Consider the following 25,009-nt stretch of genomic DNA (forward strand, 5'->3'; position numbering starts at 1 on the left):
TCCGAGGAGAACAGACACATGAGCACTCCCACCGAAGACCTGTCCGCCGCGGGCGTCAGCATCTGGCTCGACGACCTCTCGCGTCAGCGCATCCAGTCCGGCAACCTCGCCGAGCTCATCCAGTCCCGCAACGTCGTCGGCGTGACGACCAACCCGACGATCTTCGCCGGCGCCCTCTCGAAGGGCGAGGCCTACGAGGGCCAGGTGAAAGAGCTCGCCGCTCAGGATGCCAGCGTCGACGAGGCGATCTTCTCGATCACCACCGACGACGTGCGCGACGCGTGCGACATCTTCCTGCCGGTCTTCGACGCCACCGACGGCGTCGACGGCCGCGTGTCGATCGAGGTCTCCCCCGACCTCGCGCACGACACCGAGGGCACCATCGCCCAGGCGAAGGACCTCTCGGCGCGGGTCGACCGCAAGAACGTCCTCATCAAGATCCCCGCGACCAAGGCGGGACTGCCGGCCATCACCGAGGTCATCGGTGCCGGCATCTCGGTCAACGTCACGCTGATCTTCAGCCTCGAGCGGTACGCCGAGGTCATCGACGCGTACCTCGCCGGTGTCGAGAAGGCGCAGGCCGCCGGTCACGACATCTCGACCCTGCAGTCGGTCGCCTCGTTCTTCGTCTCGCGCGTCGACACCGAGATCGACAAGCGTCTGGCCGCCATCGGCACCGACGAGGCCGCGGCGCTCAAGGGCAAGGCCGGCATCGCCAATGCCCGCCTCGCGTACGAGCTCTACGAGCAGAAGTTCGCGGAGGACCGCGCGAAGGCTCTCCTGGCCGCCGGTGCCACCGTCCAGCGCCCGCTCTGGGCCTCGACCGGCGTCAAGGACCCGGCTCTGCCCGACACGCTCTACGTCACCGAGCTCGTCGCTCCCGGCACCGTCAACACGATGCCCGAGAAGACGCTCGAGGCGACCTTCGACCACGGCGTCATCACGGGCGACACGGTCACGGGCGCGTACGCCGAGGCGCACGAGGTCTTCGACCGTCTCGCCGCCGTGGGTGTCGACGTCACCGACGCGACGCAGACGCTCGAGGACGAGGGCGTCGAGAAGTTCATCGCCTCCTGGCACGAGCTGCAGGACACCGTGAAGACCGCCCTCGACGCCGGAAGCGCCCAGGCCGCGCAGTGACGTTCGAGGTCAAGGTCACCGGCCACGTCAAGTCGGTCGTCGACGCCGAGCTGCCCGGCTTGGTCGGCTCGCTCGTGGCATCCGGTATCACCGCCGGAGACGCGAGCCTGTGGGGGCCGGCCGCCGAAGACGAGGCGACTCGTCGGCTCGGGTGGGTGCAGGCGGTCTCCGTCTCGCGCCCGCTCGTGCCCGAGATCACCGCCCTGCGCGACGAGTTCGTCGCGCAGGGCGTGACCCGCGTCGTGCTCGCCGGCATGGGCGGTTCTTCGCTCGCACCCGAGGTCATCGCGCAGTCCGCGGGCGTCCCGCTGGTGATCCTCGACTCCACCGCCCCCGGACAGGTGCTCGCCGCGATCGACGGTGACGCTGAAGCGGGCGGGCTCGCCCAGACGCTCCTCGTGGTCTCCAGCAAGTCGGGCTCCACGATCGAGACCGACTCCGCCAAGCGGGCGTTCGAGGCGGCCTACCGCGACCTCGGCATCGACCCCGCCGAACGCATCGTCGTCGTCACCGACCCCGGTTCCCCGCTCGAGCAGGCCGCTCGCGCCGACGGCTACCGCGTCTTCACGGCCGACCCCACCGTGGGCGGTCGCTACTCGGCACTCACGGCTTTCGGTCTGGTCCCGGCGGGTCTCGCGGGCGTCGACATCGATGACCTCCTGAACGAGGCCGATGCCACCCTTCTCGAGGTCGCGATCGACTCCCCCGAGAACCCGGCGCTCGTGCTGGCTGCGGCCATCGCCGGCGGAGGAGAACACCGCCGCGACAAGCTCGGTCTCGTGATGGACGACGCTCACCTCCCGGGCCTTCCGGACTGGATCGAGCAGCTCATCGCCGAGTCCACGGGCAAGCAGGGTACCGGCATCCTCCCGGTCGTCCTGCTCCCCGTGTCTCCCGAGGTCGAATCGACTCCCGACGACCTGCAGGTCGCTCGCTTCGTCGAGGACGCCCACAAGCTGCACCTGTTCGAGCACCACCACGGTGAGATCCTCGTCAGCGGTTCGCTCGGCGCGCAGTTCGTCGTCTGGGAGTACGCCACGGCGATCGCCGGTCGGATGCTGGGGATCGATCCTTTCGATCAGCCCGACGTCGAGTCGGCGAAGGTGGCGACGCGAGGTCTGCTCGACGCGAGACCGGAACCCACTCCTCCCGCTTTCGTGGTCGACGGCGTCGAAGTGCGTGTGTCCGACCCCGCGCTGGCCGCGAGCGGGACCATCGCGGGCGTCCTCGAGGCCCTGTGGGCCACGGTTCCCGCCGACGGTTACGTCAGCATCCAGGCGTACGTGAACCGGCTCGATGTTCCGCAGCTGCACGGCCTGCGCGAGCTCGTCGCCGCCGATGCGGGACGCCCCACCACGTTCGGGTGGGGACCGCGGTTCCTGCACTCGACCGGGCAGTACCACAAGGGAGGGCCCGCCACCGGTGTCTTCCTCCAGATCACCGAACGCACCGACGTCGACCTCGAGATCCCGGGGCGCCCGTTCACGTTCGGCGAGCTCATTCAGGCACAGGCTGCGGGTGACGCGAGCGTGCTGGCGGACGGCCACGGCCGCCCCGTCGTCACGCTGACGCTGACCGACCCGCAGCTCGACGTTCTTTCACTCTTCGAGGCGGCACAGTAGAGCATGGTCGTAGAGATCACCCCGGGTCATAACCCCCTCCGCGATCCCGAGGATCGCCGGCTGAGCCGGATCGCCGGCCCCAGCGCACTCGTCATCTTCGGCGTGACAGGAGACCTGTCGCGCAAGAAGCTCATGCCGGCGGTCTACGACCTCGCCAACCGCGGGCTCCTGCCCCCGGGCTTCGCTCTCGTGGGCTTCGCGCGCCGGGACTGGGAAGACCAGGACTTCGCGAAGGTCGTCTACGAGTCGGTCAAGCAGTACGCCCGCACCGAGTTCCGCGAAGAGACCTGGAAGGAGCTCCTCGAGGGCATCCGGTTCGTCCAGGGCGAGTTCGACGACCCGGCGGCGTTCCAGCGTCTGCGCGAAACGGTCGATCGTCTCGACGTGGAGCGCGGGACGATGGGCAACCACGCCTACTATCTGTCGATCCCCCCGAAGGCGTTCCCGCTCGTCACCACGCAGCTCAAGGCCTCGGGCCTCGTCGGCGGAGACGCCGACAAGACGAGCGGGTGGCGACGCGTCGTCATCGAGAAGCCCTTCGGCCACGACCTCGCCTCGGCGCGCGCGCTGAACGAAGTCGTCGAGAGCGCGTTCCCGGCCGACTCGATCTTCCGGATCGACCACTACCTCGGCAAAGAGACGGTGCAGAACATCCTGGCGCTGCGCTTCGCGAACGAGCTCTACGAGCCGATCTGGAACCGCAACTACGTCGACCACGTCCAGATCACCATGGCCGAAGACATCGGCGTGGGTGGACGTGCGGGCTACTACGACGGGATCGGCGCCGCTCGCGACGTCATCCAGAACCACCTCCTGCAGCTGCTCGCCCTCACGGCAATGGAGGAGCCCATCAGCTTCAACGCCGCCGACCTGCGTGCCGAGAAGGAGAAGGTGCTCGCCGCCGTCCGCCTCCCGGAGAACCTCGCGGAGGCGACCGCTCGCGGCCAGTACGCGGGCGGCTGGCAGGGCGGCGAAGAGGTTCGCGGCTTCCTCGAGGAAGACGGGATGAACCCCGAATCGGTCACCGAGACCTACGCCGCGATCAAGCTCGAGATCAACACGCGTCGCTGGTCGGGCGTGCCGTTCTACGTCCGCAGCGGAAAGCGTCTCGGACGCCGCGTGACCGAGGTGGCCGTCGTCTTCAAGCGTGCGCCGCAGCAGTTGTTCTCGCGCAGCCAGACGCAGGAACTGGGGCAGAACGCCCTCGTCATCCGCGTGCAGCCCGACGCAGGGCGTCACGATCCGCTTCGGTTCGAAGGTCCCTGGCGACGGCACACAGGTGCGCGATGTGACGATGGACTTCGGTTACGGCCACGCCTTCACCGAGGCGAGCCCCGAAGCGTACGAACGACTCATCCTCGACGTCCTTCTGGGTGACCCGCCGCTCTTCCCCCGCCACGAGGAGGTCGAGCTCAGCTGGAAGATCCTCGACCCCATCGAGGAGTTCTGGGCCGCCCAGGGCGGTCCGCTCGAACAGTACTCGCCCGGATCGTGGGGCCCGTCGTCCGCCGACGAGCTCCTCGCCCGCGACGGCCGCACCTGGAGGCGCCCGTGATCATCGACCTGCCCGACACCACCGTCAGCGCGATCTCGAAGAAGCTCGTCAGCGTCCGCGAAGAAGGCGGAGCCGTCGCTCTCGGGCGCGTCCTGACCCTCATCATCGTCACCCACCACGGTGCCGAGGAAGAGGTCATCGAGGCCGCGAACGACGCCTCGCGCGAGCACCCGATGCGCGTCATCGCCGTGCTCTTCGGGGACGAAGACGAGGCTCCCCGTCTCGACGCGCAGATCCGCGTCGGCGGAGACGCCGGCGCGAGCGAGGTCGTGGTGCTGCGCGCCCACGGCGCCGCGGGCTCCAACGCCGAGAGCCTGGTCACCGGGCTTCTCCTCCCGGATGCGCCCGTCGTGGCGTGGTGGCCCGCCGACGCCCCCGAGAACCCCTCGAGGTCGGCGATCGGGCGCATCGCGCAGCGGCGCATCACCGACGCTTCGTCGCAGGAGGATCCTGCCGCCTGGGTCGCCCGCCTGGGCGAGCACTACGCGCCCGGAGACACCGACTTCGCCTGGACGCGTCTCACGCGGTGGCGTGAGCAGCTCGCGGCGGTGCTCGACCAGCCCCCGTACGAGCCGGTCACGGCCATCGAGGTCAAGGGTGCGGCGGACTCCCCCTCCACCGCTCTGCTCGCCGCCTGGCTCGGCCTCAAGCTCGAGGCTCCCGTCGACTACACCTACCTGTCGGAAGAGGAGTGGGCTACCGGCATCAAGTCGGTCCGTCTGACCCGCGAGAGCGGCAACACGCTCCTCGAACGACCCGAACCCGCGGTCGCCGTGCTGACCCAGCCGGGCCAGCCCACGCACGACCTCGCGTTCCCGCGGCGGACGTTGCGCGAGTGCCTCGCCGAGGAGCTCCGTCGCCTCGACCCCGACGTGCTCTACGGCCGCGTCATCACCGAGTGCGCGCACCTTCTGCGCACGGCGGATGAGCGGAGCGACGCATGAGCGAGAACGGTGCGTCGAAGCGCGTCATCATCAAGCGCGACCCCGACACCCTCGCGGACTACGTCGCGACGCGGTTCGTGAACCGCATCGTCAAGCGTGTCGCCGAGGGGAAGCGCATGCACGTGTGCCTCACGGGGGGAACGATGGGCGGCGCGGTCCTGCGCACCGCCGCGCGCGACCCCCGCGTCGCCGAGATCGACTGGTCGCTCGTGCACTTCTGGTTCGGCGACGAGCGCTTCGTGCCGCGCGACTCCGACGACCGCAACGAGAAGCAGGCGCGCGAGGCGTTCCTCGACCGGCTCGACATCCCCGCCGCGAACATCCACGCTGTCGCGTCGTCGGACGAGGGTCTCGACCTGGATGCCGCCGCCATCGCGTACGCGGACGAGCTCGCGCAGTTCGCCCCCTCCGACCGCAGCGAGACCGGCCCGTGGCCCTCGTTCGACATCTGCTTCCTCGGTGTGGGGCCGGACGCGCACATCGCTTCGCTCTTCCCCGACCGTTCCGAGATCTCGGTGACAGATCGCGCGACGGTGCCCGTGCGCGACTCCCCCAAGCCGCCGAGCGACCGTGTGTCGCTGACGCGACCGGTCATCAACTCGTCGAAGCGGGTGTGGATGGTCATCGCCGGGGCCGACAAGGCCGCCGCACTCGGTCTCGCCCTCGCCGGCGCGAGCTACCGGAGCGTCCCCGCCGCGGGCGCCAAGGGTCGCCGCCGCACCGCGTTCTTCGTGGACGAGTCCGCCGCCGATCAGGTTCCCCCGCAGCTCATCGACCGCGAGTACTGATCCTTCACGCGGTGAACACGAAAGAGACCGGATGCCGATGGCATTCGGTCTCTTCTCGTTACGGCGAAGCGTCGCTCGGGCGTTACTGACCGCGGCGCTCGCGCAGCTGCTGCAGCGCGTCGTCGAGGAGCGACGCCGCTTCCTCGTCGGTGCGGCGTTCCTTCACGTACGCGAGGTGCGTCTTGTAGGGCTCGGACTTCGCGAGAGCCGGAGGGTTGTTCTTGTCGCGGCCGGCGGGGAGGCCGGAGTGCGGTGAGTCGATGGTCTCGGGGATCTCGTCGTCCGGGATCCCGGCGGCGAAGTACCGCACCGTCTCGTTACCGAGGGCGTCCCAGTACGAGACCGCGACGCGATCGGCGTGGAAACCGTGGTCCTGCTCACCCATGGGGCCGGCGCCCACCCGGGAGCCGCGAATCGCGTTGCCGCCAGTAGCCATGTCAGATCTCCGCGAACTTGGTCAGCAGACCGAGGCCGACGATGGTGACGAACCACACCAGCGCGAGCACGATCGTGAAACGGTTGAGGTTGCGCTCCGCGAGTCCGGACGAGCCGAGGGCGGAACTCATCCCGCCGCCGAACATGTCGGAGAGACCGCCACCGCGACCCTTGTGGAGCAGGATCAGCAGGGTCAGCAGGAGGCTGGTGACGCCCAGCAGCACCTGCAGGACGAACTCGAGAATCTGCACTGTCGAAAGCCTTTCGCGAGCGACCTGGTCGGCCGCACAAGCGTCAAGTATACGGGGAGGCGGGGCGGACACACGGATGCCCGCGACGAAGCGCCGCGGGCATCCGGTACGGGGTCAGACCCCGACGTGCTTCTGGTAGCGGATGATCGCGGCGAACTCATCGACGACGAGGCTCGCTCCACCGACCAGGGCGCCGTCCACATCGGGCTCGCGCATGAACGCGGCGATGTTGTTCGACTTGACTGACCCGCCGTAGAGCACGCGCGTGCGCGCTGCCGCGTCGGCACCGAGCTTGTCTGCCACGACGGCGCGAAGCTTCGCGCAGACCTCCTGCGCCTGGTCGGGCGTTGCCGCCTGGCCCGAGCCGATGGCCCAGACCGGCTCGTACGCCACGACGATGTCGGCATCGGATGCCACGCCTTCGAGCGCGACCTCGAGCTGGCCCACGGGCACGGCGCTCGCGCCGAACTTCTCGAGGTCTTCCGACGTCTCACCCACGCAGATCACCGGGACGAGACCGTGACGGAGAGCCGCCTGGGTCTTGGCCGCGACGACCTCGTCGGTCTCGTTGTGGAACTGGCGGCGCTCCGAGTGACCGATGATCACGTAGCGCGCGTTCAGCTTCGCGAGGAACTGACCCGAGATCTCACCGGTGTACGCACCGGAGTCGTGGGCGGACAGGTCCTGACCGCCGAGAGCGAACTCGATCTTGTCGGCATCCAGGAGAGTCTGCACGGTCCGCAGGTCGGTGAAGGGCGGGAAGACCGCCACCTCGACACTGCCGTTCTCGTGCTTCGCTTCCTTCAGCGTCCAGTGCAGCTTCTGGACGAACGCGACCGCCTGCAGGTGGTCGAGGTTCATCTTCCAGTTGCCGGCGATGAGGGGGGTTCTGGTCACTGCCATCCGAGGACCTCCAGTCCGGGGAGCTTCTTACCTTCGAGGAACTCCAGGCTGGCACCGCCACCGGTGGAGATGTGACCGAACTGGTCGTCCGCGAAGCCGAGCTGTCGCACGGCAGCCGCGGAGTCGCCGCCGCCGACGACGCTGAGACCGTCGACCTCGGTGAGCGCCTGCGCGACGGTCTTGGTGCCGGCCTCGAACGCCTTCATCTCGAACACGCCCATCGGGCCGTTCCAGAAGACGGTGCGGGATCCGCGGATCGCGTCGGCGAACAGCTCCGCCGTGCGAGGACCGATGTCGAGGCCCAGGCCGGACGCGCCGAAGGGTGTGTCCTCCAGCTTGTCGGCATCGGCCACGACGTGCTCGGCGTCCGCCGAGAACGAGGCCGCGACCACGGCGTCGACCGGAAGCACGATCTCGACGCCGCGCTCCCGCGCCGTGGCGAGGTAGCCCTTCACCGTGTCGATCTGGTCCTGCTCGAGCAGGCTCGAACCGACCTTGTGCCCCTCGGCGACGAGGAAGGTGAACATCATCCCGCCGCCGACGAGAAGCTTGTCGACGCGCGGGAGCAGGTGCTCGATGACCCCGAGCTTGTCGCTGACCTTCGAGCCGCCGAGGACGACCGTGTACGGACGCTCGGGGTTCTCGGTCAGGCGGTCGAGGACCTCGAGTTCCTTCTGGATGAGAAGGCCCGCGGCGGACGGCACGATCTGGGCGAGGTCGTAGACGCTCGCCTGCTTGCGGTGCACGACACCGAAGCCGTCCGACACGAGAGCGTCGCCGAGACGGGCGAGCTCCCGGGCGAACGCCTGGCGTTCGGTCTCGTCCTTCGAGGTCTCCCCCGCGTTGAAGCGGAGGTTCTCGATGACGGCGACCTCACCGTTCTCCAGAGCGGCCACGGCATCCTGAGCCGACTCGCCCACCGTGTCGCGTGCGAACGCGACGGGCTGGCCGAGCAGCTCGGAGAGGCGCTGCGCGACCGGCTCGAGCGAGTACTTCGGGTCGGGCGCGCCGTCGGGACGGCCCAGGTGCGAGCACACGACCACACGCGCGCCGGCGTTGATCAGTGCGTTGAGAGTCGGCAGCGACGCCCGCACGCGGCCATCGTCCGTGATGACGCCATCCTTGAGAGGAACGTTCAGGTCACAACGGACGATGACGCGCGTGCCGGCGAGCGACCCCAGCGAATCGAGGGTGCGCAGAGCCATGAAGGGTTACAGGCGCTCGGCGACGTACTCGGTGAGGTCGACGAGGCGGTTCGAGTAGCCCCACTCGTTGTCGTACCACGACGACACCTTGACGAGGTTGCCGCTGACGTTGGTCAGCTCCGCGTCGAAGATCGACGAGTGCGGGTTGCCCTGGATGTCGCTCGAGACGATCGGGTCCTCGGTGTACTGCAGGATGCCGTTGAGGCGACCCTCGGCAGCGGCCTGCTTGTACACGGCGTTGATCTGGTCGGCGGTCAGGCCCTCGGTGGGCGTGACGATGGTGAGGTCGACGATCGAGCCGGTGGGGACCGGAACGCGGTACGACGAGCCGCTGAGCTTGCCGTTGAGCTCGGGGAGCACGAGGCCGATGGCCTTGGCCGCACCGGTCGAGGCGGGGACGATGTTGATCGCGGCGCCGCGGGCACGACGGAGGTCGCTGTGCGGACCGTCCTGCAGGTTCTGGTCGGCGGTGTACGCGTGAGCGGTCATCATGAAGCCACGCTCGATGCCGAAGGCGTCGTTGAATACCTTCGCCAGCGGGGCGAGGCAGTTCGTGGTGCACGAGGCGTTCGAGATGATGACGTCGGTCTCGGGGTTGTACGTCTCTTCGTTCACACCCATGACGATCGTGGCGTCGTCACCCGTGGCCGGAGCCGAGATGAGGACCTTCTTGGCGCCACCGGCGACGTGCTTCTTGGCGTCTTCCGCCTTGGTGAAGCGACCGGTCGACTCGATGACGATGTCGACGCCGAGCTCGCCCCAGGGGAGGTTCGCCGGGTCGCGCTCTTCGAAGACCTTGATGGTCTTGTCGCCGACGGTGATGGAGTCTTCGGTGTACGAGACGTCCTCGGCGAGCACGCCGCCCACGGAGTCGTACTTGAGGAGGTGCGCGAGGGTCTTGTTGTCGGTGAGGTCGTTCACCGCCACGATTTCGAGGTCGGCACCCTGCGCGAGAGCCGCGCGGAGGTAGTTGCGTCCGATACGGCCGAAGCCGTTGATTCCGATCTTGACGGTCACGGAATATCTCCTGAATCAGTTGTGCGCGAGAAGCGCGTGATTGCGGTGTTCGCTAGCGGACAACGGCGTCCCGGTGGGGTGTCCCACCGGGACGCCCGCACCGTTTACGACAGTACCAGCAGACCCGTGGTCTTCTCACGGGCAGCGGCGAAGCGCTCCTGAGCGTCGGCCCAGTTCGCGATGTTCCAGAACGCCTTCACGTAGTCGGCGCGGACGTTCTTGTAGTCGAGGTAGTAGGCGTGCTCCCAGACGTCGAGCAGCAGCAGCGGCACGGTGCCGGCGACGATCTGGCCCTGCTGGTCGAAGAACTGCTGGATGAGCAGGTTCTGGCCGATCGAGTCCCAGAACAGACCCGCCCAGCCCGAACCCTGCACGCCGAGGGCCGCGGCCGTGAACTGCGCCCGGAAGGCGTCGAACGAACCGAACTGGTCGTCGATCGCGGCCTCGAGGTCGCCGGTCGGCTTGTCGCCGCCGTTGGGCGAGAGGTTCGTCCAGAAGATCGAGTGGTTCGTGTGGCCGCCGAGGTTGAAGGCGAGATCCTTCTGCAGGCGGTTGATGTTGGCGAAGTCGCCCTTCTCACGCGCTTCCGCGAGCAGGTCGAGGGTGGCGTTCGCGCCGTTCACGTACGTCTGGTGGTGCTTGCTGTAGTGCAGCTCCATGATCGTCGCACTGATGTGCGGCTCCAGCGCGGCGTAGTCGTAGGGGAGTTCGGGCAGTGTGTACTTCGCCATGGTCTCTACTTCCGGATCGGTCGCAGCACGGACGCCTCAACGCGAGAAACGGCGTGCAGCGAGGGTGACTTTTTCATCCTAGTGACGGGTAACGCCGCACCCACGGGGTTGCTTCCCCGCATGACGGAAGATAGCTCTCCCGGGCGCGTCGCACGACCGCAACGCGGATGATGACGGATGCCGGAGGCGTGGCATCCGACGCCCTGCGTGCCGCGAGAACTCGACGCGCGCTCAGCCCTCGATGCCGACGGGAACAGCGGCTTCGGTGCCGGGGATGCCCTCGACTTCGGCCTTCTTATCGGCCATGGCCAGCAGGCGGCGGATGCGGCCGGCGACGGCGTCCTTCGTCAGCGGCGGATCGGCGTGGTGACCGAGCTCGTCGAGGCTCGCGTCGCGGTGAGCGAGGCGGAGCTCACCCGCCTGCTGGAGGTGCTCGGGCACCTCGTCACCGAGGATCTCGAGGGCGCGCTCGACGCGGGCGCAGGCGGCCACCGCGGCTTGCGCGGAGCGACGGAGGTTGGCGTCGTCGAAGTTCACAAGACGGTTGACGCCCGCGCGCACCTCGCGGCGCTGGCGCATCTGATCCCACTCCCCCGCCGTGCGACGAGCGCCCATCTCGTAGAGCGCACCGCGGATCGCCTCGCCGTCGCGGACGACGACGCGCGGGACTCCGCGCACCTCGCGAGCCTTCGCGGGGATGCCGATGCGGTGACCCGCACCGACGAGCGCCATCGCCGCCTCGGACGAGGGGCACGAGATCTCGAGCGCTGCGGAGCGGCCGGGATCGCTCAGCGAGCCGCTCGCGAGGAAGGCGCCGCGCCAGATCGCGCTCAGGTCGGGTCGCGATCCGGTCGTGAGCTTGTTCGGGAGTCCGCGAACGGGACGACGGCGCTGGTCGAGGAGGCCGGTCTGGCGCGCGAGCGTTTCGCCCGCCTCGATGACGCGCACCGCGTAGTAGCCGCCCGTGCGCCCGCCGGATCCCTGCACGTGGTGAAGTTCGGGACGGACGCCGTACAGCTCGACGAGGTCGCGGGCGACGCGGCGGGCGAGGACATCGGAGTCGAGCTCGGCCTCCACCGCGACGCGATTGGCGATGGAGTGCAGTCCGCCGGAGAAGCGCAGGATGGCCGTGAGCTCCGCGACGCGCGCGGTGGGGCGCGGGTCGCGGACGGTGATGAGCTCGGCCTTCACGTCGGCGGTCAGCGGCACGGTACTCCTCGGTTCGGGGGGGTGGGGGCGGGGGACGAGGGTACAGCCTACTCGCGGCCGAGGTCGCGGTGAGCCACGCGAACGGCCACCCCCGGGATCTCCTCCAAACGCTCAGCCAGCTCACGGGACATGACCACCGACCGGTGCTTCCCGCCCGTGCACCCGATGGCCACGACCGAGTGGCGCTTGTTCTCGCGCTGGTATCCCTCGAGCACCGGGCGCAGCGCCGCCGCATACGCCTCGAGGAATTCCGTGGCTCCCTCCTGCCCCAGAACGTTCGCCCGCACGGCGGGATCTTCTCCCGTGAGCGGGCGCAGCTCCTCGTTCCAGAACGGGTTCGGCAGGAACCTCATGTCCGCGACCAGATCGACGTCGGGCGGCAGCCCGTACTTGAAACCGAAGCTCATCAGCGTCACGGTGTGACGCGCCGCTCCCTCTTCACCGAAGAGTTGCACCGCGCGCAGAGACAGCTGGTGCACATTGAACATCGACGTGTCGATGACGATGTCGGCCGCTTCCCGTACCGGGGCGAGGCGGTCGCGTTCGCGGCGGATACCGTCGAGGATCGTCCCCTCCCCCTGCAGCGGGTGCGGACGGCGGACGGCTTCGAACCGCCGGACGAGCACCGCATCGGAGGCGTCGAGGAACACCAGCCGCACTTGACGACCGGCCTGCAACGACCGCAGCGCTTCGGGCAGGTCACTGAACAGCGTGCGCCCGCGCACATCCACCACCACCGCGACCTTCGGCACGGCCCCACCGGCCAATTCTGCAAGCTCGAGCAGAGGGCGCAGCATCTGCGGGGGGAGGTTGTCGACGACGTACCAGTCGAGGTCTTCGAGGGCGTTCGCCACGGTCGAGCGACCGGCTCCCGACATGCCCGTGACGATCAGCACGTCCCCTGGTTCGTCACGCCCCGGTTCCATCGCGGTCGCCTCCCGTCGTCGAATCCAGCCTATCGAGACAGGTGCGCGTGGATCGCCTCGGCCAGAGCCGGACCGATACCGGGAAGCGCCGTGATCTCGTCGGGCGTGGCGTTCTTGAGAGCCGTGACCGAGCCGAAATGCCGAAGCAGTGCCTTGATCCTGGTGTCGCCGAGACCGGGGACCTCGGCCAGCACGCTCGTGATGTCGCGCTTACGCCGTTTGCGCTGGTGGACGATGGCGAACCGGTGCGCCTCGTCGCGCAGGCGCTGCAGCAGGTACAGCGCCTCCGACGTGCGCGGCAGGATCACCGGGTACTCCTCCCCGGGCAGCCAGACCTCTTCGAGGCGTTTCGCGATGCCGCAGAGCGCGATCTCTTCGTGTCCCGCATCGGCGAGCGCCCGTGCGGCGGCGGCGACCTGCGGCTGCCCGCCGTCGACCACCAGCAGCTGGGGCCGATAAGCGAAGCGCGGTCGCTTGCGCGCCGTGACCACCTCGCCGTCGGCGGTCGCTTCCGCAGAGTCCGGAGCGGCGACGATCGCTCCCCCGATCGTCTCGGGCTCGTTCTCTTCGGGCCGGTCGAGGTACGCGAGCCGTCGGGTGAGCACCTGGTACATCGAATCGGTGTCGTCCGTCGTCTCCGCCACCCCGAAGGACCGGTACTGATCCTTGCGCGGGAGGCCGTCCTCGAACACGACCATGGATGCCACGACATTCGTGCCGGAGAGGTGCGAGACGTCGAAGCACTCGATGCGCAACGGCGCCTCGGCGAGGCCGAGGGCCTCCTGGAGGTCGGTGAGCGCCTGCGAACGGGCCACATAATCGCTCGTACGGCGCGTCTTGTGCAGCATGAGCGCCTGCTGCGCGTTCAGCGTCGCAGTCTTCAGAAGGTCGGCCTTCCGACCCCGCTGGGCCACTTGCAGGGTGACGGGGCGGCCTCGCCGCTCCCGCAGCCAGGCCTCCAGCTGATCGGCGTCGTCGGGCAGCTCGGGAACCAGGACCTGACGCGGGATGTCGGTGGCATCCGCGTCTCCGTAGGTGCGCTGCAGCACCTGGTCGACGAGGTCGGCGCCCGAGATGTCGATCTCTTTCTCGATCGTCGTCGCGCGGACACCGCGCACGCGGCCGCCCCGGACGACGAAGTGCTGCACGGTCGCCGCGAGCTCGTCTTCGGCGATACCGAACAGGTCGGCGTCGGTGTCGGACGCGAGCACGAGGGCGCTCTTGCCGAGCACGGCCTCGATCGCTTGCAGGCGGTCGCGGTACAGGGCGGCCGACTCGTAGTCCATCGCCGCGGACGCCTCCTTCATGCGTGCTGTCAGCTGCTTGGCGAAGCGCTGATCGCCGCCCGACATGAACGCGACGAAGTCGTCGACGATCGCGCGGTGCTCCTCGATGGTCACCTTCATCGAGCAAGGTCCGCCGCAACGGCCGATCTGGCCGGGGAAGCACGGCCGCCCCGACTGCATCGCCTTCTTGTACGACGAGTCGCTGCACGTGCGGATCGGGAAGACCTTGATCATCAGGTCGATGGTGTCGTGGACGGCCCACACCTTCGGGTACGGCCCGAAGTACTTGGCCCCGCGGATCTTGTGATTGCGCGTCACGATGACGCGAGGGGCCTCATCGGCGAGGGTGATCGCCATGTAGGGGTACGACTTGTCGTCCTTGTACCTCACGTTGAACGGCGGATCGAACTCCTTGATCCACATGTACTCGAGCTGGAGCGAGTCGACGTCGCTCGGGACGACCGTCCACTCCACGCTCGCCGCGGTGGTCACCATGCGGCGCGTGCGCTCGTGCAGCGAATGCAGGGGGGCGAAGTAGTTCGACAGGCGCGCCCGGAGGTTCTTGGCCTTGCCGACGTAGAGCACTCTCCCCTCGGCATCGCGGAATCGGTAGACCCCCGGGTTCGTGGGGATCTCGCCCGGCTTCGGCCGGTACGGCAGGTGCGACACCCGTTCTCGGGATGCCACGACTCAGACCCCCTGGCCGGCCAGCTCCGGCTCCCGGGCGCGGTCGGCCGGCGCCGCCGTGTTGCGCTGCGTGCCCGTGCGTCCGGTCTCGAGGAGCTCGGCCAGGAAGGCCCCCGTGTGACTCGCCTCGACCTTGGCGACCTGCTCGGGCGTGCCGGTCGCGACGATCGTGCCTCCGCCTGCACCGCCCTCGGGACCGAGGTCGATCACCCAGTCGCTGCTCTTGATGACGTCGAGGTTGTGCTCGATGACGATGACCGTGTTGCCCTTGTCGACGAGTCCGTTCAACACCTTCAACAGCAGCGAGACGTCTTCGAAGTGCAGACCCGTGGTCGGCTCGTCGAGCACGTAGATCGATCGCCCGTTGCTGCGACGCTGGAGTTCGGTGGCGAGCTTGACGCGCTGCGCCTCGCCGCCCGACAGCGTCGTCGCCGACTGTCCCAGACGCACGTACCCCAGGCCGACGTCGACGAGGGTCTTGAGGTAACGGTGGATCGCCTGGATGGGCTCGAAGAACTCCGCGGCCTCCGAGATCGGCATCTCGAGCACCTCGGCGATGTTCTTGCCCTTGTAGTGCACCGAGAGCGTGTCGCGGTTGTACCGCTTGCCGTGGCACACCTCGCAGTCGACGTAGACGTCGGGAAGGAAGTTCATCTCGATCTTCAGCGTGCCGTCACCCGAACAGGCCTCGCAGCGACCGCCCTTGACGTTGAAGCTGAAGCGCCCGGCCTGATAGCCGCGCACCTTCGCCTCGGGCGTCTCGGCGAACAGGCTCCGGATACGGTCGAACACACCCGTATAGGTGGCCGGGTTCGAGCGCGGGGTGCGACCGATCGGCGCCTGGTCGACGTGAACGACCTTGTCGAGGTTGTCGAGACCCGTGACGCGGGTGTGCTTACCCGGTACGCGGCGTGCCCCGTTGAGCTTTGAGGCGAGGACCTCGTACAGGATGCCGTTCACCAGCGTCGATTTGCCGGAACCGCTCACGCCGGTCACCGACGTCAGCACCCCAAGGGGGAAGTCGACCGTGACGTTCTGCAGGTTGTTCTCGCGGGCACCCACGACGGTGACCTGACGCTTCTTGTCGATCTTGCGCCGCTTCTTCGGCGCCTCGATCGCGCGGCGGCCCGAGAGGTACGCGCCGGTGAGGGACCGCTCGTCGTCCAGGAGCTCGGCGAGCGGCCCGGAATGCACGACGTTTCCTCCATCGACCCCGGCCCGAGGGCCGATGTCGACGACCCAGTCGGCCGCGTGGATGGTCTCTTCGTCGTGCTCGACGACGATCAGCGTGTTGCCGAGGTCGCGCAAGGTCTCGAGCGTCTGGATGAGGCGACGGTTGTCACGCTGGTGCAGACCGATCGAGGGCTCGTCGAGCACGTAGAGCACGCCGGTCAAGCCGGAGCCGATCTGCGTGGCGAGGCGGATGCGCTGCGCCTCACCGCCCGACAGGGTGCCGGCGGCGCGACCGAGGCTGAGGTAGTTGAGGCCTACCTGCAGCAGGAAGTCGAGGCGCGCGCGGATCTCGCGCAGCACCGCCGCGGCGATGGTCGCCTCGCGGTCGGTCAGCGTGAGCTTCGAGAAGAACTCGCGCGCGTCGGCCAGGCTCATACGCGACGCTGCCGCGATCGACGTGTTGTCGACGAGCACCGCGAGCACCTCGGGCTTCAGGCGGTCGCCGTCGCACACCGCACACGGCACCTCGCGAAGGTACTCCGACCACCGCTGGCGCTGCGCGTCGGACTCGGCCTGGAGATACTGACGCTCGATGTAGGGGACGACGCCCTCGAAGCCGGACGAGTAGCGCATCTCGCGGCCGTAGCGGTTCTTCCACTTGACCGTGACCTTGTAGTTCTCTCCGCGCAGCACCGCCTGCTGCACGTCGTGCGAGAGGTCTTTCCACGGAGTGTCGAGCGAGAAGTCCAGGTCGCGGGCGAGACCCTCGAGCAGCCGCTCGTAGTACTGGAACAGGCCCTTGCCCTGCGTGGTCCACGGCAGGATCGCACCGTCGCGGATCGACAGCTCTTCGTCGCCCAGCATCAGGTCGACATCGACCGACATGCGCGTGCCGAGGCCCGAGCACACGGGACACGCGCCGAACGGAGCGTTGAATGAGAAGGTACGCGGCTCGATCTCGGTGAGCTGCAGCGGGTGCCCGTTCGGACACGCGAGCTTCTCGGAGAACGACTGCCAGGCGTCGTCGCCCTCTTCGTCGACGAAGTTCACCTGCATGATGCCGCCGGCAAGGCCCATGGCGGTCTCGACCGAGTCGGTCACCCGGCTGAGGTTGTCACCGGATGCCACCAGCCGGTCGACCACCACGGCGATGTCGTGCTTGTAGCTCTTCTTCAGCGTGGGCGGCTCGGAGAGCTGGACGAGCTCGCCGTCGACCACGGCGCGCGCGTAGCCCTTCGCGCTCAGCTCCTTGAACAGGTCGACGAACTCGCCCTTCTTCTGCGTCACGACGGGAGCGACGATCTGATAGCGAGTGCGCTCCGGCAGTTCCATGAGCTGGTCGGCGATCTGCTGGACGGTCTGCCGCTGGATCCGCGCACCGCACTCGGGACAGTGCGGCACACCGATGCGCGCCCACAGGAGGCGCATGTAGTCGTGGATCTCGGTGATCGTGCCGACCGTCGACCGGGGGTTGCGGTTGGTCGACTTCTGGTCGATCGAGACTGCGGGGCTGAGCCCTTCGATGAAGTCGACGTCGGGGCGATCGACCTGTCCGAGGAACTGGCGCGCGTACGCGCTCAGCGACTCGACGTAGCGACGCTGGCCCTCGGCGAAGATCGTGTCGAACGCGAGGCTCGACTTGCCCGAACCCGAAAGGCCGGTGAAGACGACGAGCGAATCACGGGGGATGTGGAGGTCGACGTCCTTCAGGTTGTGGACGCGAGCGCCACGGACGCTGAGCTTTCCGCTGGAGCCGGAAGGGGCCGAGGACGGGGCGGGTACGACGGGAACGATGGGCACCTGTTAAGTCTAGGTCGGGCCTCCGACATCGGTCCCGGGTTCGCCCGGGGCGCACGGATGTGCGAAGGTTCTCGCCCTGGCGGGCCCCTCGAGATCGATGTCAGTCGCGGGGCCGACCGGCGAATGGCGCCAGCCCGTCACGGAGAGCAACGAGCGCGTGTTCGTCGATGCCGACGCGCGCCATGATCTTTCCGGGCACCTCGAGCGCCGCGGCGCGCAGCGCCGCACCCTCCTCCGTGAGGGCGATGTCGAGCATCCGCTCGTCGTCGGCACGGCGGGTGCGTACCACCCGCCCTTGCGCCTCCAGGCGCTTCACCAACGGCGACAGGGTGGCCGGTTCCATCGCCAGCTCCGCCGCCAGGGCGCCGAGCGATCGCGGAGCCTCCTCCCACAGTGCCAGCATCACGAGGTACTGGGGGTGCGTCAGGCCCAGGGGCTCGAGCACCGGGCGATAGATCGACACCACGTTGCGCGCAGCGGTGACCAGCGCGAAGCACACCTGATTCTCCAGCTTGAGCAGATCGTCCATGCGCCCTCTCTCAAAATAGTTAGTACACTAATAATCATGACACGAAAGGATGCCGATCGGCCGCCGTTGCGCGACCGCGTGCGCGAAGCCGGCGGCTGGTACCAGTACCTCAACTCTCGGCTGATCCGCGTCGCGGGCCCGGCATCGGTCGGCCCCTACGAAACCGACCCGGAGCCTGTCCGCACCGGACGCCCCTGCCCGCTCTGCGGACACGCGATGGCGGAGCACTCGGTCGATCGGACAGGTCCGAAACCCCTCCTCCACTGCCCCTGAAAGATGCGCGGGCCGACGCGGCTCTGACCGCCGGTCACCGCGGAGCACCGCCGGTCAGAGCTGCGGTCGACCGTCCTCATCGAGCGGCCAACCGGGGTTGACCGCGATCTCCCACGGGTGACCGTCCGGGTCGACGAAGACTCCGGAATACCCGCCCCAGGGAGTCGCCGCTCCCGCCCGAGCGAGCGTGGCACCGCGGGCGACCGCGGAGTCGAGGATCGCTTCGACCTCTTCGCTGTCACGGACGTTGTGCGCGAGCGTCACGCCTCCCCACCCGCCGCTGTCTGAAACGCCGGAGTCCGCGGCGAGCTTGTGTCGGTCCCACAGCGCAAGCACCATTCCGCCGAGATCAAAGAACGCCACCTCGCCCTCGACGGACGTCGGATGTGGCGTCCACCCGAGACTCGAGGAGAAGGCGATCGCCCTGCCGAGGTCTCCGACACCGAGCGTCACGAGCGTCATGCGCTGCTGCATCTCGGTCCCCCGATCAGGCGTGTCCGGCCCGCTCCATCGCTCGGAGCTCCTTCTTGAGATCCTGCACCTCGTCACGCAGCCGCCCGGCAAGCTCGAACTTCAGCTCGGCGGCGGCGGCGAGCATCTGCTGCGTCAGGTCAGCGATCGTGGACTCGAGCTGATCCGCCCCTTCGGCGGCGATACCCGTGCGTCGGAGCTGCGGCGTCGGCGACTTGCCCTTGGCGCCCTTGTCGTTGCGCGACAGGAGCTTCTTGGTGTCGGTCGCCTCACGGTTCAGGACCTCGGTGATGTCGGCGATCTTCTTGCGCAGAGGCTGGGGATCGATCCCGTGCTCTTTGTTGTAGGCGATCTGCTTCTCGCGGCGGCGCTCGGTTTCGTCGATCGCGTTGCGCATCGAATCGGTGATCTTATCGGCGTACATGTGCACCTCGCCCGACACATTGCGGGCCGCGCGCCCGATGGTCTGGATGAGCGACGTTCCGCTGCGCAGGAAGCCTTCCTTGTCGGCGTCGAGGATCGCGACGAGCGAGACCTCGGGAAGGTCGAGACCCTCACGGAGGAGGTTGATGCCGACGAGCACGTCGTACACACCGGCGCGGAGCTCGGTGAGAAGCTCCACGCGGCGGAGGGTGTCGACATCGGAGTGCAGGTACCGGACGCGGACACCGTGCTCGCCGAGGAAGTCGGTGAGCTCCTCGGCCATCTTCTTCGTCAGTGTCGTGACGAGGATGCGCTCGTCTCGTTCGACCCGGACACGGATCTCTTCGAGGAGATCGTCGATCTGTCCCTTCGACGGCTTGACGATGATCTCGGGGTCGACGAGGCCGGTCGGTCGGATGATCTGCTCGACCACCCCGTCGGCGATTCCCATCTCATAGCGCCCCGGCGTCGCCGAGAGGTAGACGGTCTGTCCGACGCGCTCTTTGAACTCGTCCCAGCGGAGGGGCCGATTGTCCATCGCGCTCGGGAGCCGGAACCCGTGCTCGACGAGGGTGCGCTTCCGGGACGCGTCGCCCTCGTACATGGCACCGATTTGGGGAACCGTCACGTGGGACTCATCGATCACGAGCAGGAAGTCGTCGGGGAAGAAGTCGAGCAGCGTGTGCGGCGGCTCGCCCGCCACGCGGCCGTCCATGTGCCGCGAGTAGTTCTCGATACCGGAGCAGAAGCCGAGCTGCTGCAGCATCTCGAGGTCGAAGGTCGTGCGCATGCGCAGTCGCTGCGCCTCCAGCAGCTTGCCCTGCGACTCGAACTCTTTCAGACGCTCTTCGAGCTCGTGCTCGATGGTGCCGATCGCGCGCTGGACCGTCTCCGTGCCGGCGACGTAGTGAGACGCAGGGAAGATCGGGACGGAATCCATCTTCTCGATGACGTCGCCCGTCAGCGGGTGCAGCGTGTAGAGCGCCTCGATCTCGTCGCCGAACATCTCGATACGGATGGCGTACTCCTCGTACACCGGGATGATCTCGATCGTGTCGCCGCGCACGCGGAAATTGCCTCGCGAGAAATCGACGTCGTTGCGGTTGTACTGCATCGAGATGAACTTGCGGATGAGCGCGTCGCGGTCGTAACGCTCCCCCACCTGCAGAGCCACCATCGCGCGCAGATACTCTTCGGGCGCACCCAGGCCGTAGATGCACGACACCGTCGACACGACCACCACGTCGCGGCGCGACAGGAGCGAATTCGTCGTCGAGTGACGCAGGCGCTCGACCTCGGCGTTGATCGACGAGTCCTTCTCGATGAACGTATCGGTCTGGGGGACGTACGCCTCTGGCTGGTAGTAGTCGTAGTACGAGACGAAGTACTCGACCGCGTTGTTCGGCAGAAGCTCGCGGAATTCGTTCGCCAACTGCGCCGCGAGGGTCTTGTTGTGCGCCAGGACGAGTGTCGGACGCTGGACCTGCTCCACCAGCCAGGCGGTCGTAGCGGACTTGCCGGTGCCGGTGGCGCCGAGGAGCACGACGTCGGTCTCACCGGCGTTGATGCGCGCGGCGAGGTCGGCGATCGCCTGCGGCTGGTCGCCGGAGGGGCTGTACTCGCTGATGACCTCGAAGGGACGAACGGATCGCGTGGCCTGCATGATTCCAGCGTAGGCGGGGCCTCCGACATCGGGGGCGGCTTGCGTTCGCCCACCACGAACGCCGTCAGTGCGAGGGCACGATCCGCTGCCAGAGGTCGTCGACCTGACGCCGGGTGTCCGCCACATCCGCGGTCGTGTCGATCACGACATCCGCGAGCGCGAGTCGATCCTCATCGGATACCTGAGACCTGATCCTCGCCCGGGCGTCGTCCTCGCTCAGCCCGCGATTCTCGACGAGGCGTCGGACGCGAAGCTCCTCGGGCGCGTGCGTCACGACCACCAGGTCCCACGAGTCGCCGCCGCGCGCTTCGGCGAGCAGCGGGACGTCGTAGACGACGACCGCCGCAGGATCCGCCGCCAGAGCGTCGCGGAACCTCCGCTCCGACTCGCGTCGGACAGCGGGGTGGACGAGCGTGTTCAGTGCCGCGAGGCGCTCGGGATGACCGAACACGAGCGCCCCCAGAGCCGGCCGGTCGAGCTGTCCGTCGGCCGACAGGACGGCGGAGCCGAACTCGTCGACGATCGACGCGAGAACGGGCGACCCGGGGGCCTGCACGTCGCGCACGATGGCGTCGGCATCCACGACGACAGCTCCGCGGTCTCGGAGCATGGCGGCGACGGTCGATTTTCCCGACGCGATGCCGCCGGTGAGAGCGAGGAGGGGCACCTGTCGAGGATGCCACACACCCGCCGAGCACGAACGGTGGTCTAGCATTTCGAGGGGAGCCGCGCAGTGGCTTTCTCGCCCCACCCCGCGGAAGTCCGATCATGCCGAACCCGATGCTCGCGGTCGTCATCGAAGATGATGCCGATATCCGGTCGCTGGTCGTCGCTGTCCTCGAGCAGGCGGGGTACGTGGTGCACGCGGCGTCCAGCGGCTTGGACGGCATCGAGCTGGTCGCTCGTCACGACCCCGCGGTGACGACCCTCGACGTCAGCATGCCGGGTATCGACGGCTTCGAAACGGCGCGGCGCATCCGTGGATTCAGCAACACGCGCATTCTCATGGTGAGCGCCCGGGCCGACGAGACGGAGGAGCGGGAGGGCCGCGACGCCGGCGCGGACGATTACCTCACCAAGCCGTTCCGTCCTCGCGAGCTCCGCGAACGCGTGCGGATGCTCGTCGAAGGCGATTGACTCTCAGGCGAGCCCGAACGGCTGCCGCCCCGTCAGGACCGCCTCCGCTGCCGCCGCATCCGCCGCTTCGATGAGCCGCTCGGCGTCGAATCCGACCTGGCCGGCGAGGGCGACGCCCGCACCCACGACGGGAGCGACGGATGTCTGGAGAGCCGCGACATCGGCCACGACGCGATCGCGAAGCGACCGTGCAACGCGGCTCACGTCGGTGACGCTCGTCGTGATGAAAGCCACCGTGATCCCGGTCGTGTCCGTCTCCCCAACCAGGGCCATCGTCGGAGCATGCCGTCGGGCGGCCGCGCGAAACGCGCGGAGAATGGCGTCCGCTTCTTCGGGGCCGAACGCCATGGCCACGCGCCGGAGGTCGTCGATTCGCAGGCAGACGACGCACGGATCCTCCTCCGCCGCACGCGCCCGCGTCAGCAGGATGCCCAAGGCCCCGCGGAACGAATCGCGGAACAGGATGCCGTCACCGTCGACCGTCAGGTTTCGAGCGGCGACATGACCGCGGAAGGCCGATTCGCTCGACCGCAGGGTCGACGTCACGATGACGGCCGCGACGACGAGGACGATGGTCAGGAGCGACGCCACGCGCGTGTCGAAGACGGCACGGAAAAGGGCACTGTCCGGTCCGAGAGCGATGAAGACCACGGCCCGCGCCGCGAACCAGACCGACTCGATCGCCATGATCACGGTCAGTCCCCCGGCGCTCCACCGTCCACGGACGGCCCCGCGCCGGGTCTCGATGGCACCGAGCGCACCGAACAGCGCATTCCCCAGGAAGAACGGCACCGAGCCGGCCCAGGTTCCCCCATCCGGACCCGCCGCGAGGGCGGCGACCGCCACCGCCACGACCGCCGCGGCCCAGACGATCACGGGCACGAGCATCGGCCGCCCGTTGAACGAAAGACAACCCAGCCAGATGAACCCCGTGGCCCCGACGAACACCCCGTTGCCGATCGCGACGGCGATGTATGCGCCGGGCAGGACGAGCCCGATGAGGTAGCACAGGGCCGAGAGACAGCCGCTCAGGTAGGCGGCCGACCAGTACCTGCCCGGGCTGCCGTCTTTCAGCATGAGCGTGTCCAGGACGTACATCACCGCCGAGATGAGGATGACGAGGAATGCAGCGACTTGGAGAGTCACCGAATCGAGGATCATGTCGCGCTCCCCTGCTTGCGCGGCAGGCGCACGATGAAGGTCGAGCCGCTGCCGAGGGCCGAGCTCACCGTGATCTCGCCTCCATGCGCGCGGACGATGTCGCGGCTGATCGCCAGCCCCAGCCCGCTGCCGTGAGTGGACGAGTTCCGCACTGCATCGCCGCGGAAGAAGCGATCGAAGACTCTCCCCTGCTCGGACCGCGAGATTCCCGGCCCGTCATCGGCGACCGCGATCTGCACGGACGTGGCGCCGATTTCCACGGCGACCGTGACCGTCCCTCCGCGGACGTTGTACTTGATGGCGTTCGACAAGAGGTTGTCGACGATCTGACGCAAGCGTCGCGGATCGACGTGCGCGATCCCGGGTCTCACCCCGGACGAATCGATCCGGATGCCATGATCCGCCGCGCGTGGCTGCTGGGACTCCACCGCCGCACGAACGATCGTCGCGATGTCGGTGTCCACGGGAATGAGATCGAACTCCGCACCTTGGCGAGAGGAGGCGGACATCGCCAGGATGTCGGCGACCAGCTCCCTCAAACGCGTGGCGTTGCGCTCAGCGACCTCCAGACGATCGCGCGTTTCCGCGTCGATACCGGGGTCGTCGAGAGCGAGATCGAGGTAGCCGATGATCGAGGTGAGCGGGGTACGGAGTTCGTGCGAGACGCTGGCGACGAGATCGTCGCGCGCTCGCAGCGCCTGCTCCTCGGCCGTCACGTCCCGTGAGACCACGATCGTGCTCTCATCCGCGTCCGTCCCCGAGGACAGTCGTCGCGCCGTGACGCTCAACGCACGCCGGTCCTGTCCCGGCGCACCGAACCAGACGAGCTCGCCCTCGAACAGTTCTCCGGCGCGCGCTCGGGCCAGGGGGGTCTCGTTCGGCGGGACAGGGGTGGTGCCGTCCGCAGCGTAGGCCGCGATCGGCTCGCCCAGAACGTCCACGGTGGCTTGCAGCCGAGCGTGAGCTTCGTTCGTCACGGCGAGGTCGCCCTCGCGGGTGACGCGGATGACACCGAAGTCCACGGCGTCGAGCACCTCGGTGACGAGGTCTTCCTGCCGCCGCGCCCGCTCGACGGAGCGACGAAGCTCGGCCGACTGCTTCTCGAGCAGGGCGCGTTGCGCTCGTGCCCGACGCGCCGTCGAGTGTGCCAGGGCCGACAGCGCCACGACGGAGAAGGGCAAGACGAACGTCGCCGCTGTAAGGCGTTGTTCGTCGTCGTTGACGAGCTGGAACAGAACGATCGCGGAGACGCCGATGAGAACGGCGACGACTCCCCCGACCCCGAAGGTCGATCCGATCCAGATGGCGGGGAAGGCCCAGAGCAGACCGACACCGGCGAGGGGAGCACTCTCACGCAGGGCGGCGATCGCGATCATGTCGATGACCGGCACGAGCCCGAGAGCCCACGAGGGCAGCGATCGCCACGGGGCGAGGATCGCGAGGATGGCTCCCCCGAAGATCACCGTTACGCAGACGGTGAAGAGCCCGACGTCGCGCACCTGGCCGAGCACCGAGGACGAGACCACCAGGAGAAGGGTCGCCGCAAGAAGAAGCGCCTGATTGGAGAGGATGCTTCGGTGGATCCCGAGTCGCTCGGTGAGTGACGTGCCCGGCATGGCCCTGACCATAGCGCGCACATCCGCTCACCGCGCGCCTCCCCGCGATACGGCGGGTCGCGCG

22 protein-coding genes and 1 pseudogene are annotated in these 25,009 nt (G+C 68.2%); 7 read left to right on the forward strand and 16 right to left on the reverse strand.

Going from position 1 to position 25,009, the window contains the following annotated elements; genetic code table 11:
* Positions 1-18 precede the first annotated feature (18 nt).
* The 5 genes and pseudogenes from tal to pgl all read left to right on the forward strand — a co-directional run bounded on the left by tal (position 19) and on the right by pgl (position 6,049).
* Positions 19-1,140, forward strand: coding sequence for a transaldolase (gene tal, locus QE388_RS16780; protein WP_307386601.1), 1,122 nt, complete (start codon positions 19-21; stop codon positions 1,138-1,140).
* Positions 1,137-2,762 carry a glucose-6-phosphate isomerase gene (locus tag QE388_RS16785; protein ID WP_307386603.1) on the forward strand — a complete coding sequence of 542 codons (1,626 nt, stop codon included), beginning with the start codon at positions 1,137-1,139 and terminating at the stop codon, positions 2,760-2,762. The genes tal and QE388_RS16785 overlap by 4 nt, the downstream gene beginning before the upstream one ends.
* A gap of 3 nt (positions 2,763-2,765) precedes the next feature.
* Positions 2,766-4,317 (forward strand): annotated as a pseudogene (zwf, locus tag QE388_RS16790) (glucose-6-phosphate dehydrogenase).
* On the forward strand, positions 4,314-5,261 hold the full coding sequence (locus QE388_RS16795) for a glucose-6-phosphate dehydrogenase assembly protein OpcA (RefSeq protein ID WP_307386605.1): 948 nt from the start codon (positions 4,314-4,316) through the stop codon (positions 5,259-5,261). The pseudogene zwf and the gene QE388_RS16795 overlap by 4 nt, the downstream one beginning before the upstream one ends.
* Positions 5,258-6,049 carry a 6-phosphogluconolactonase gene (gene pgl / locus QE388_RS16800; RefSeq protein WP_307386607.1) on the forward strand — a complete coding sequence of 264 codons (792 nt, stop codon included), beginning with the start codon at positions 5,258-5,260 and terminating at the stop codon, positions 6,047-6,049. The genes QE388_RS16795 and pgl overlap by 4 nt, the downstream gene beginning before the upstream one ends.
* 82 nt (positions 6,050-6,131) lie before the next feature.
* On the opposite strand, the gene QE388_RS16805 is transcribed toward pgl, so the two are convergent.
* The 11 genes from QE388_RS16805 to QE388_RS16855 form a co-directional block, all read right to left on the reverse strand.
* Positions 6,132-6,485 carry an RNA polymerase-binding protein RbpA gene (locus QE388_RS16805; protein WP_013586743.1) on the reverse strand — a complete coding sequence of 118 codons (354 nt, stop codon included), beginning with the start codon at positions 6,483-6,485 and terminating at the stop codon, positions 6,132-6,134.
* A gap of 1 nt (position 6,486) precedes the next feature.
* A complete protein-coding gene (secG, locus tag QE388_RS16810; RefSeq protein WP_013586744.1) occupies positions 6,487-6,735 on the reverse strand; it encodes a preprotein translocase subunit SecG in 249 nt (82 codons plus the stop codon).
* A 114-nt stretch (positions 6,736-6,849) separates the two neighbouring features.
* The gene (tpiA, locus tag QE388_RS16815) at positions 6,850-7,638 is read right to left on the reverse strand and encodes a triose-phosphate isomerase (RefSeq protein ID WP_307386610.1); all 789 of its coding nucleotides are present in this window, start codon (positions 7,636-7,638) and stop codon (positions 6,850-6,852) included.
* A complete protein-coding gene (pgk, locus tag QE388_RS16820; RefSeq protein WP_307386612.1) occupies positions 7,629-8,843 on the reverse strand; it encodes a phosphoglycerate kinase in 1,215 nt (404 codons plus the stop codon). Before pgk ends, tpiA begins: the two co-directional genes overlap by 10 nt.
* Positions 8,844-8,849: 6 nt before the next feature.
* Positions 8,850-9,860, reverse strand: coding sequence for a type I glyceraldehyde-3-phosphate dehydrogenase (gene gap, locus QE388_RS16825; protein ID WP_275798644.1), 1,011 nt, complete (start codon positions 9,858-9,860; stop codon positions 8,850-8,852).
* 104 nt (positions 9,861-9,964) lie between these two features.
* The gene (locus QE388_RS16830; RefSeq protein ID WP_058596648.1) at positions 9,965-10,591 is read right to left on the reverse strand and encodes a superoxide dismutase; all 627 of its coding nucleotides are present in this window, start codon (positions 10,589-10,591) and stop codon (positions 9,965-9,967) included.
* Positions 10,592-10,822: 231 nt separating this feature from the next.
* Positions 10,823-11,800, reverse strand: coding sequence for a DNA-binding protein WhiA (gene whiA, locus QE388_RS16835; protein WP_058596649.1), 978 nt, complete (start codon positions 11,798-11,800; stop codon positions 10,823-10,825).
* Between the two features lie 47 nt (positions 11,801-11,847).
* Positions 11,848-12,726 (reverse strand): RNase adapter RapZ, encoded by an 879-nt coding sequence (rapZ, locus tag QE388_RS16840; RefSeq protein ID WP_275801555.1) that lies wholly within the window; start codon positions 12,724-12,726, stop codon positions 11,848-11,850.
* 29 nt (positions 12,727-12,755) lie between these two features.
* Positions 12,756-14,699, reverse strand: coding sequence for an excinuclease ABC subunit UvrC (gene uvrC, locus QE388_RS16845; protein WP_307386616.1), 1,944 nt, complete (start codon positions 14,697-14,699; stop codon positions 12,756-12,758).
* Positions 14,700-14,702: 3 nt separating this feature from the next.
* Entirely contained in the window at positions 14,703-17,672 is a 2,970-nt protein-coding gene (gene uvrA / locus QE388_RS16850; protein WP_307386618.1) for an excinuclease ABC subunit UvrA, read from the reverse strand.
* Positions 17,673-17,772: 100 nt separating this feature from the next.
* A complete protein-coding gene (locus QE388_RS16855) occupies positions 17,773-18,201 on the reverse strand; it encodes a MarR family winged helix-turn-helix transcriptional regulator (protein ID WP_275801552.1) in 429 nt (142 codons plus the stop codon).
* A gap of 36 nt (positions 18,202-18,237) precedes the next feature.
* On the opposite strand from QE388_RS16855, the gene QE388_RS16860 reads away from it, so the two are divergent.
* Entirely contained in the window at positions 18,238-18,474 is a 237-nt protein-coding gene (locus QE388_RS16860) for a hypothetical protein (RefSeq protein ID WP_307386620.1), read from the forward strand.
* A gap of 54 nt (positions 18,475-18,528) precedes the next feature.
* Here QE388_RS16860 and QE388_RS16865 read toward each other — a convergent pair whose 3' ends face one another.
* The 3 genes from QE388_RS16865 to coaE form a co-directional block, all read right to left on the reverse strand.
* Positions 18,529-18,936, reverse strand: a complete 408-nt coding sequence (locus tag QE388_RS16865; RefSeq protein WP_307386623.1) for a VOC family protein — start codon at positions 18,934-18,936, stop codon at positions 18,529-18,531.
* Between the two features lie 25 nt (positions 18,937-18,961).
* Positions 18,962-21,031, reverse strand: coding sequence for an excinuclease ABC subunit UvrB (uvrB, locus tag QE388_RS16870; RefSeq protein ID WP_058596842.1), 2,070 nt, complete (start codon positions 21,029-21,031; stop codon positions 18,962-18,964).
* Between the two features lie 64 nt (positions 21,032-21,095).
* Positions 21,096-21,698, reverse strand: coding sequence for a dephospho-CoA kinase (coaE, locus tag QE388_RS16875; protein ID WP_275801549.1), 603 nt, complete (start codon positions 21,696-21,698; stop codon positions 21,096-21,098).
* A gap of 101 nt (positions 21,699-21,799) precedes the next feature.
* Between coaE and QE388_RS16880 the strand changes: the two genes are divergently transcribed.
* Entirely contained in the window at positions 21,800-22,168 is a 369-nt protein-coding gene (locus QE388_RS16880; protein WP_275801548.1) for a response regulator transcription factor, read from the forward strand.
* A gap of 3 nt (positions 22,169-22,171) precedes the next feature.
* Here the strand turns inward: QE388_RS16880 and QE388_RS16885 are convergent, their stop codons facing one another.
* Both QE388_RS16885 and QE388_RS16890 read right to left on the reverse strand, forming a co-directional pair.
* Positions 22,172-23,329, reverse strand: coding sequence for a diguanylate cyclase domain-containing protein (locus QE388_RS16885; protein WP_307386625.1), 1,158 nt, complete (start codon positions 23,327-23,329; stop codon positions 22,172-22,174).
* Positions 23,326-24,945: a cell wall metabolism sensor histidine kinase WalK gene (locus QE388_RS16890; protein ID WP_275801546.1), complete on the reverse strand. Its 1,620-nt coding sequence runs from the start codon at positions 24,943-24,945 to the stop codon at positions 23,326-23,328. The genes QE388_RS16885 and QE388_RS16890 overlap by 4 nt, the downstream gene beginning before the upstream one ends.
* Positions 24,946-25,009 lie beyond the last annotated feature (64 nt).

The sequence above is a fragment of the Microbacterium sp. SORGH_AS_0969 genome, assembly GCF_030818255.1.
Lineage (GTDB): Bacteria > Actinomycetota > Actinomycetes > Actinomycetales > Microbacteriaceae > Microbacterium.